The following is an 8,238-nucleotide window of genomic DNA, read 5'->3' on the forward strand; positions in this document are numbered from 1 at the left end:
ACGCTTAAGCAGATAGTCGAATTTCAGGCGCAGGTAGGCGCTGGACGAAAGCCCTTCATGGCTGTCGAGAAAGCGGGCCAGGAGCTGGCGTAAGGCCAAGGGCGTCAGTTCGGTGTGCTCCAGTGCCTCCAGCGCGAGGTACAAGCGCGACATATGGATGCCGCGTGATTCGCCATCATCCAGGCTCACGCCGGCATCAGCCCAGGCGCTCAGGCGGTGGCCGGTCAGTTGCACAGGCAGGGCGATACCGCGCATACCGACCCAATCCAGGGGTTGGAGCTTGTGGCTGGTTTGTGCGGCGATGTCGGGAAGCATCAGGCTGGTCATCGATAGAGTCCATGAAGAAGGGGCTTTAGCGGCAACCTCCGATCAAGCTGCAATGCAGGTTGAAACGTTGGCCGCTCGAGCTGGATACGCGGTTCAGGGTGGTCCAGCCGACGCGCCGGCTGTAGCCCACCCAGGCTTCTCCGTCGCTGGCCAGGCCGGTGAAAAAGGTCATCTGTCCATAGCGGCTATTGGTCTGCGCCCAGAGTCGTCGACTGTTGCTGTCATACCCGCGCAGATGAAAGTCTCGGCCTTCGGTTCGCACACTGTAGTAACTGCCTTTGCCGTCTTCGCAGGCCAACAGCGTGGCGCTGCGGGTGCACAACGCCAGGCTGGGCTGTGGGATCGCAGCGTAGAGCGGGATGGGCACGGCAAGTGCCAGCAGCAATAGGGCGAGGTTCGAGTGCTTCATGTCCATCCTCTCGGGCAGCCGTTCGACAGACGCGGCTTGGCGAAATTGTATTGTTATATTATAACGTTGTGCAATGCATCGTTTCGAATGCGCTTTGCCCGATGAGGTTCACCATGACCAACCGCCTTCCCGTTACCGTGCTGTCCGGCTTCCTAGGGGCCGGCAAGAGCACGCTGCTCAACCATGTCCTGCGCAACCGTGAAAATCTGCGGGTTGCGGTGATCGTCAACGACATGAGCGAAATCAATATCGATGCCAGCGAGGTACAGCGTAATGTGAGCCTCAATCGCGCCGAAGAAAAGCTCGTCGAGATGAGCAATGGCTGCATCTGCTGCACCCTGCGCGAAGACCTGCTCGAGGAAGTGGCCCGGCTCGCCGACGAAGGCCGCTTCGATTACCTGCTGATCGAATCCACTGGCATTTCCGAACCACTGCCGGTGGCCGAAACCTTCACCTTCCGCGACGAACAGGGCCGCAGCCTCTCCGACATGGCGCGCCTGGATACCATGGTCACGGTGGTCGACGGCCTCAACTTCCTGCGGGATTACCAGGCGGCGGACAGCCTGGCCAGTCGTGGCGAAACCCTGGGTGAGCAGGACGAACGCTCGATCAGCGACTTGCTGATCGAGCAGATCGAATTCGCCGACGTGTTGCTGCTGAGCAAGATCGACCTCATCAGCCAGCACGAACGCGAGGAACTGACCGCGATCCTGCGCAGCCTCAACGCCCGTGCGCAGATCGTGCCAATGGTGATGGGCCAGGTGCCGCTGGAGCGTATTCTCGATACCGGGCTGTTCGACTTCGAGCAAGCGTCCCAGGCGCCGGGTTGGTTGCAGGAACTGCGCGGCGAGCATGTGCCGGAAACCGAGGAGTACGGCATCGCCTCGACCACCTGGCAGGCACGCAGGCCGTTTCATCCACAGCGCTTTTTCGACTTTATCCACAACAGCTGGAGCAATGGTCGGTTGCTGCGTTCGAAAGGCTTTTTGTGGTTGGCCAGCAAGTACCAGGAAGCCGGCAGTTGGTCGCAGGCGGGCGGCATGATGCGTCATGGGCTGGCGGGTCGCTGGTGGCGTTTCGTACCGCGTGAGCAGTGGCCGCAAGATGAAGAGAACCTCGAAGCGATCCTCAAGCAGTGGACGGTCGATTCTGGCGACTGCCGCCAGGAGCTGGTGTTTATCGGTCAGAACATCGACTTCGCACGGTTATCCACAGAGCTTGAAGCGTGTCTGCTGACGGACGAGGAGATGGAACTCGGGCCGATGGCCTGGTTGCGCCTGAATGATCCGTTCGGCCCCTGGTATGAAGAGGCGGCAGCATGAAGGCGGCACCTCGGCTTGTGGATATCCGCCAGGCGTTCGGCGAGTCGCCGCAGGTGATGACAGACATCCTGCAGGATGGCGTCAACCTGGCCGTGTGGCAGCGACGCTTACCGGCGCAGGTCGAGGACTTCGCGGCCCTGCTGCTCAATCTTGGCCAGCCGATGTCGGATGAGCGTGTGATGGAGGTGGATGAGCGTGAGCCACCGGTGTTGCATCGCTTGCTGCCCGAGGCGGCCGATCTGCACGGTTACGAAGGTTTTGTGGCTGACGTGTCGTGGTTGGTGGCGGCCTATACCTGCCTGCTGGGCGCGCGCCGCGTGGGCTTGCGGCTGAGGCTGCTCGACGGGGCGATGTGCCCGCGCTTTCATGTGGATCATGTCCCACTGCGTCTGCTGACCACCTATGCGGGCGCCGGCAGTGAGTGGTTGGAAGAAGGCGACATCGACCGCAGCCGCTTGCAGCTGGCCGAAGCACCTGTGGATAACATTCGGCGCTTGCAGGCAGGGGACGTGGCCTTGCTCAAGGGCGAGAAGTGGTTGGGTAACGAGGGGGCGGGGCTGGTGCACCGCTCGCCGCCGACGCCGCCGGGAGAGAAGCGGCTGTTGTTGAGTCTTGATTGGTTGGGGTGACGGCTTTTCCCGCGAAGAGGTCCGTAAAGGCAACGAACCTGCATCCAGGATAGACTGGCATCACGTCCACCTAGATTCCGAGCCATGTTGCAGCACATTCCCACCTACGTCATCGCCGGCCCACTGGGCGCAGGCAAGACCAGCCTGATTCGTCACCTGCTCGGTCAGCGTCCGGAAAGCGAGCGCTGGGCGGTGCTGGTCAATGAGTTCGGCCAGATTGGCCTCGACGCTGCGCTGCTCAGCACCGATGCGTCCGGCGTTGCCATTGGCGAGGTGGCAGGCGGTTGCTTGTGTTGTGTCAACGGGGCGCCATTCCAGGTCGGCCTGGGGCGTCTGCTACGCAAGGCCAAGCCCGACAGGCTGTTCATCGAGCCTTCCGGCCTCGGTCATCCCGTGCAATTGCTGGAGCAGTTGAGGCGCGCGCCCTGGATCGGTGTGCTGGATGTCCAGCCCTTGCTGATGGTGCTGGATGCTGTCGCCCTGGCGCGGGGTGAACCGCTGCCCGATGCGCAACAGCAGGCAGTGGCGCAGGCGGGGTTGTTGATTTTCAACAAGTCAGAAGATGTGGATGATGCAAAGCGGCTGTTGATAACTGCGCCATTTGGCGAAATCAGGGCGGTGTGGACGGATCATGCTGCGCTTGCCCTGGATAATCTGCCCATTCTGTCCACAGAGCCCTTACCCTCAGCGGATCTTTCCAGCCTGCCTGTGGACAGTGCACCCGTCAGCTTGGCTGCCCTGTGGACAGATCCGCGCCAACCCATCTGCCAGGCGCAGCAAGGTGAGGGTGGGTGGAGTGTTGGCTGGCGCTGGCATCCGAGCCAGCGCTTCGATGAGGCCGCATTGCGTGGCGTGCTCGCGCAATGGGCGTGGCGGCGAGCCAAAGGGGTTATCCACAGCACCCAGGGTTGGCAATCATTCAATGGCCTGGAGCGCGGTGTGCCTGAGTGGCGTTCAAGCGAATGGCGCAGGGACTCGCGTATCGAGCTGATCTTCGATCAGCCCCAGCCGTTGCAGCCCCTTCAAGCAGCCATCGAGCACTGCCGCGTAAACGGCTGATCAGTTGCGCCAGCGGTTGTGCTCCTGGCGCCATTGCTGCATTTCGATGACGTTATCGGTGCGCGGCGGGGCCTTGATCTCGAACGGGTAGGGTGCCAGTTCGATCTGTACGGTATGGGCGCCGAACTGGGTCACGGTGCCGGGGTGACGCTGTTCGCCGGTAACGGTGAACTCGAAGGCATAGACCCGTGCCAGACGCTTGCGGCCATTGGCATCGCGTACGAAGGCGATGCGCTTGAGGGCCACGGCGTCGTCTAGCAGCTCCAGGTCGAGCTTCGCACAATGCTGCTTGACCCGTTCCAGCGCCTTCTCTCGCAAGCCATGGTTGTGCCACAGCCAGGCGCCAGCCGTCGCCAACAGCATCAGGACGAACAGGTTCTCCAGGGTCAACATTTGCATATGCTCCAGACAGGTGGCTTCAGCTTAACTGCGTGCCTGGCCTGTCGTACAGGTGGCTTTCGGGTTCATACTGATCGACTTTCACTTATCCACACAGCTTCGGAAGTCTCCTGCATGAAACGTACACCGCACTTGCTCGCGATCCAGTCCCATGTGGTCTTTGGCCATGCCGGAAACAGCGCCGCGGTGTTTCCCATGCAGCGCATCGGCGTCAATGTCTGGCCGCTCAACACTGTGCAGTTCTCCAACCACACTCAGTATGGCCAGTGGGCTGGCGAAGTGCTTGCTCCGGAGCAAATTCCTGCGTTGGTGGAAGGTATTTCCAATATCGGCGAGCTGGGCCATTGCGATGCAGTGCTGTCGGGCTACCTGGGCAGTGCCGAGCAGGGGCGGGCGATCCTGGCCGGCGTCGAACGGATCAAGGCGGTCAACCCGCGTGCGCTGTACCTGTGCGACCCGGTGATGGGGCACGCCGAGAAGGGCTGCATCGTGCCCCAGGAGGTCAGCGACTTCCTGCTTGAGCAGGCGGCGTCGGTGGCCGACATCCTCTGCCCGAACCAGCTCGAGCTCGACAGTTTCTGTGGTCGGCACGCGCAGTCGCTGGAAGATTGCGTGGCCATGGCGCGCGGCCTGCTGGCACGTGGGCCGCAGGCGGTGCTGGTCAAGCACCTGGCCTACCCGGGGCGCGGCGAGGATGCTTTCGAGATGCTGCTGGTGACCCGCGAGCAGAGCTGGCACCTGCGCCGCCCGCTGCTGGCGTTTCCGCGTCAGCCGGTTGGAGTCGGTGACCTGACCTCGGGGCTTTTCCTGGCGCGGGTACTGCTGGGCGATTCGTGGCTGCAGGCCTTCGAGTTCACCGCGGCGGCGGTGCACGAAGTGCTGCTGGAAACCCAGGCCTGCGCCAGCTACGAGTTGCAGCTGGTGCGGGCGCAGGACCGTATCGCCCATCCGCGGGTGCGGTTCGAAGCACAGGTGCTGGCGTTCTAGATCACTCGGTCTTCAGGTCCTGGTAGCGCTTCTCCAGCTCCTGGCGGATCTGGCGGCGCTGCTGGCCCTGCAGGAAGCGGCGCTTCTCTTCGCTGTTCTGTGGCTGACGTGGCGGCACCGCGACTGGGCGGCGATTGTCGTCGACCGCGACCATGGTGAAGAAGCAGCTGTTGGAGTGGCGAACGGAGCGCTGGCGGATGTTCTCGGTCACCACCTTGATGCCCACTTCCATGGACGTGTTGCCGGTGTAGTTGACCGAGGCGAGGAAGGTCACCAGTTCGCCGACGTGCACCGGCTCGCGGAAGATCACCTGGTCCACCGACAGGGTCACGACATAAGTACCGGCATAGCGGCTGGCGCAGGCATAGGCCACTTCGTCGAGGTATTTCAGCAGGGTGCCGCCATGTACGTTGCCCGAGAAGTTGGCCATGTCCGGCGTCATCAGGACGGTCATGCTCAGCTGGGCGTTTCCAGGTTCCATAGTGTGCTCACGGTGAGGTTGCGCTGAAACGGGGCGGGTATCTGCAGACACTTCTGTTCCCCTCTGTTGAGGTTTCCCATCCTGGAAACGGACGTCGCTCGACGGTCCGTCGTCACGCCGATCATGCCATTACCTCGTGCGCTTTTGCCGATCTGTTTCTACATATTGCACGGGCGTTTGACGAGCGGACGCGATGTTACCCTGAGTACGCCCATGCAACATGGGTGTTCCACCCTTCAACACAATCTGTACTAGCTGCTCGATCGGGGATGCCTGGCAGAGGAGCGGTCTGCCCCGTGCGTAGAGAAAAGGAGTGCCACGCCATGCATGCCATAAGCTTCATCCAGGATCTGGCCGTGATCATGCTGGTCGCAGGGGTGGTAACCATTCTTTTCCACAGGCTGCGCCAACCGGTGGTGCTCGGCTACATCGTCGCCGGTTTCATCATCGGCCCTCACACGCCGCCGTTCGGCCTCATCCACGACGAAGACACGATCAAGACCCTTGCCGAGCTCGGAGTGATCTTCCTGATGTTCTGCCTGGGCTTGGAGTTCAGCCTGCGCAAGCTGTTCAAGGTGGGGGCGACCGCCTTCATCGCTGCCTTCCTCGAAATCGTGCTGATGATCTGGATCGGCTTCGAGATCGGCCGCTGGTTCGGCTGGAGCACCATGGACTCGTTGTTCCTCGGCGCCATCCTGGCGATCTCCTCGACGACGATCATCGTCAAGGCGCTCAACGACCTGAAGATGAAGAACGAGCGGTTCGCGCAGTTGATCTTCGGCGTGCTGATCGTCGAGGACATCCTCGGCATCGGCATCATCGCCCTGCTTTCAGGCATTGCGGTCAGCGGTACGGTCAGTTCCGGCGAGGTGTTCTCCACTGTCGGCAAGCTGTCGCTGTTCATGATCGTGGCGCTGGTCATTGGCATCCTGCTGGTGCCACGGCTGCTGGCCTACGTGGCGAAGTTCGAGAGCAACGAGATGTTGCTGATTACCGTACTGGGGCTGTGCTTCGGCTTCTGCCTGCTGGTGGTCAAGCTCGAGTACAGCATGGTGCTGGGCGCCTTCCTGATCGGTGCGATCATGGCCGAATCGCGCCAGTTGCTGAAGATCGAGCGCCTGATCGAGCCGGTACGCGACCTGTTCAGCGCCATCTTCTTCGTCGCCATTGGCCTGATGATCGATCCGCAGGTGTTGATCGACTACGCCTGGCCGATCGTGGTGATCACCCTGGCTGTGGTGCTGGGCAAGATGCTCTCCTGCGGCATGGGCGCCTTCATTGCGGGCAACGATGGACGTACCTCATTGCGTGTGGGGATGGGGCTTTCACAGATTGGCGAATTCTCCTTCATCATCGCTGCCCTAGGCATGACCTTGCAGGTCACCAGCGACTTCCTCTACCCAGTCGCAGTGGCCGTCTCGGCCATCACCACCTTGCTCACGCCTTACCTGATTCGTGCCGCGGATCCCCTGTCGATTCGTCTGGGCAAGGTGGTACCGCAGCGCCTGTCGCGGGTGCTGTCGCTGTATGGCGAGTGGTTGCGCAACATTCAGCCTCAAGGCGAGGGCGCCATGCTGGCAGCGATGATCCGGCGCATCCTGCTGCAAGTGGGGGTGAACCTGGCACTGGTAATCGCCATCTTCTTCAGCGGTGGTTACTTCGCGGTACGCATCGGCACCTGGTTGAGCGAATGGATCGGTGATGTCGGGCAGCAGAAGGCGGTGATCTGGGGTGCGGCATTGTTGTTGTCACTGCCCTTCCTGATCGCCGCTTATCGCAAGCTCAAGGCGCTGTCGATGCTGTTGGCGGAGATGGGGGTCAAGCCGGAGATGGCCGGGCGTCACACTCAGCGCGTGCGCCGCGTGATTGCCGAAGTGATTCCGCTGTTGTCGCTGCTGGTGATCTTCCTGCTGCTGTCGGCACTGTCGGCGAGCATCCTGCCGACCAACGAGCTTTTGCTGGTCATCGCCGTGGTCGCGGCCGTGGTGGTCGCGCTGTTGTGGCGTTGGTTCGTGCGCGTGCATACGCGCATGCAGATCGCCCTGCTGGAAACGTTGGAGAACAGCCGCGATCACTCGCATTGAGGGGTAATCGCTCCCTGCGCAAGACTTCATGGTAGTCCGAGGGGATCAGGCGGTAACGATGTCGCCAGGCGCAGAAAGCCTGGCGATTCTACGAGCAGTTAATGGCGGTATGCCATTGTTTTGCGCATTCGGGTTCAGCTTTCCAGCCAGACGTCCCGCGCCCAGTGCCACACCGACTCCCAACTTTCCTCGCCAACGATTTCTTCGTCGCCATCCCACAGCACTACCGTGCCGTCTTCCTCGACGCAGTAGTAATTGTCGCCGTCCTGGCAAAGGGGGATCAGGTCGCGTGGTACGCCGGCATCCCAGGCATTGGCGGCAACATCAGGCAGGTAGGTGTGCGACTGCGGGTCGGTGACAGTGACCGGCTCGAGGGAACCGTAGACCACGTCGCTGACGGTCAGCAGGAATTCCTTGAAGACGAAGGGAATGTTGATGAACAGCTGTTCTTCGATTTCGACCAGTTGGTCTTCGTCGGGAAGCTCCAGGGGCACGGGTACTGGCTCATTGGCTTCACGGAGTTGTTCGATCACTTCTTCCA

10 protein-coding genes are annotated in these 8,238 nt (G+C 61.5%); 5 read left to right on the plus strand and 5 right to left on the minus strand.

Annotation, left to right across the window (positions count from 1 at the left end; translation table 11 throughout):
• A partial coding sequence (locus tag VA602_RS14290; RefSeq protein WP_323453528.1) for a GTP cyclohydrolase, FolE2/MptA family occupies positions 1 to 327 on the minus strand: 327 nt, incomplete at its 3' end.
• Between the two features lie 25 nt (positions 328 to 352).
• Positions 353 to 736 (minus strand): glutamine synthetase, encoded by a 384-nt coding sequence (locus tag VA602_RS14295; RefSeq protein WP_151925859.1) that lies wholly within the window; start codon positions 734 to 736, stop codon positions 353 to 355.
• 113 nt (positions 737 to 849) lie between these two features.
• On the opposite strand from VA602_RS14295, the gene zigA reads away from it, so the two are divergent.
• The 3 genes from zigA (at position 850) to VA602_RS14310 (ending at position 3,746) form a co-directional block, all read left to right on the plus strand.
• On the plus strand, positions 850 to 2,058 hold the full coding sequence (gene zigA / locus VA602_RS14300; protein ID WP_323453529.1) for a zinc metallochaperone GTPase ZigA: 1,209 nt from the start codon (positions 850 to 852) through the stop codon (positions 2,056 to 2,058).
• Positions 2,055 to 2,687, plus strand: a complete 633-nt coding sequence (locus VA602_RS14305) for a DUF1826 domain-containing protein (protein WP_323453530.1) — start codon at positions 2,055 to 2,057, stop codon at positions 2,685 to 2,687. Before zigA ends, VA602_RS14305 begins: the two co-directional genes overlap by 4 nt.
• 84 nt (positions 2,688 to 2,771) lie before the next feature.
• Entirely contained in the window at positions 2,772 to 3,746 is a 975-nt protein-coding gene (locus tag VA602_RS14310) for a CobW-like GTP-binding protein (RefSeq protein WP_323453531.1), read from the plus strand.
• On the opposite strand, the gene VA602_RS14315 is transcribed toward VA602_RS14310, so the two are convergent.
• Positions 3,747 to 4,139, minus strand: coding sequence for a DUF3301 domain-containing protein (locus VA602_RS14315; RefSeq protein WP_323453532.1), 393 nt, complete (start codon positions 4,137 to 4,139; stop codon positions 3,747 to 3,749).
• 120 nt (positions 4,140 to 4,259) lie between these two features.
• Here VA602_RS14315 and pdxY point away from each other — a divergent pair, with 120 nt between their 5' ends.
• Positions 4,260 to 5,132, plus strand: a complete 873-nt coding sequence (gene pdxY / locus VA602_RS14320) for a pyridoxal kinase PdxY (protein WP_200603731.1) — start codon at positions 4,260 to 4,262, stop codon at positions 5,130 to 5,132.
• 1 nt (position 5,133) lies between these two features.
• Here pdxY and VA602_RS14325 read toward each other — a convergent pair whose 3' ends face one another.
• Entirely contained in the window at positions 5,134 to 5,613 is a 480-nt protein-coding gene (locus tag VA602_RS14325; RefSeq protein ID WP_323453533.1) for an acyl-CoA thioesterase, read from the minus strand.
• Between the two features lie 323 nt (positions 5,614 to 5,936).
• Between VA602_RS14325 and VA602_RS14330 the strand changes: the two genes are divergently transcribed.
• On the plus strand, positions 5,937 to 7,697 hold the full coding sequence (locus VA602_RS14330; protein WP_063541866.1) for a cation:proton antiporter: 1,761 nt from the start codon (positions 5,937 to 5,939) through the stop codon (positions 7,695 to 7,697).
• Positions 7,698 to 7,831: 134 nt separating this feature from the next.
• On the opposite strand, the gene VA602_RS14335 is transcribed toward VA602_RS14330, so the two are convergent.
• A partial coding sequence (locus VA602_RS14335) for an SMI1/KNR4 family protein (protein WP_323453534.1) occupies positions 7,832 to 8,238 on the minus strand: 407 nt, incomplete at its 5' end.

It is taken from the genome of Pseudomonas machongensis (assembly GCF_034961125.1).
Taxonomy (GTDB): domain Bacteria; phylum Pseudomonadota; class Gammaproteobacteria; order Pseudomonadales; family Pseudomonadaceae; genus Aquipseudomonas; species Aquipseudomonas machongensis.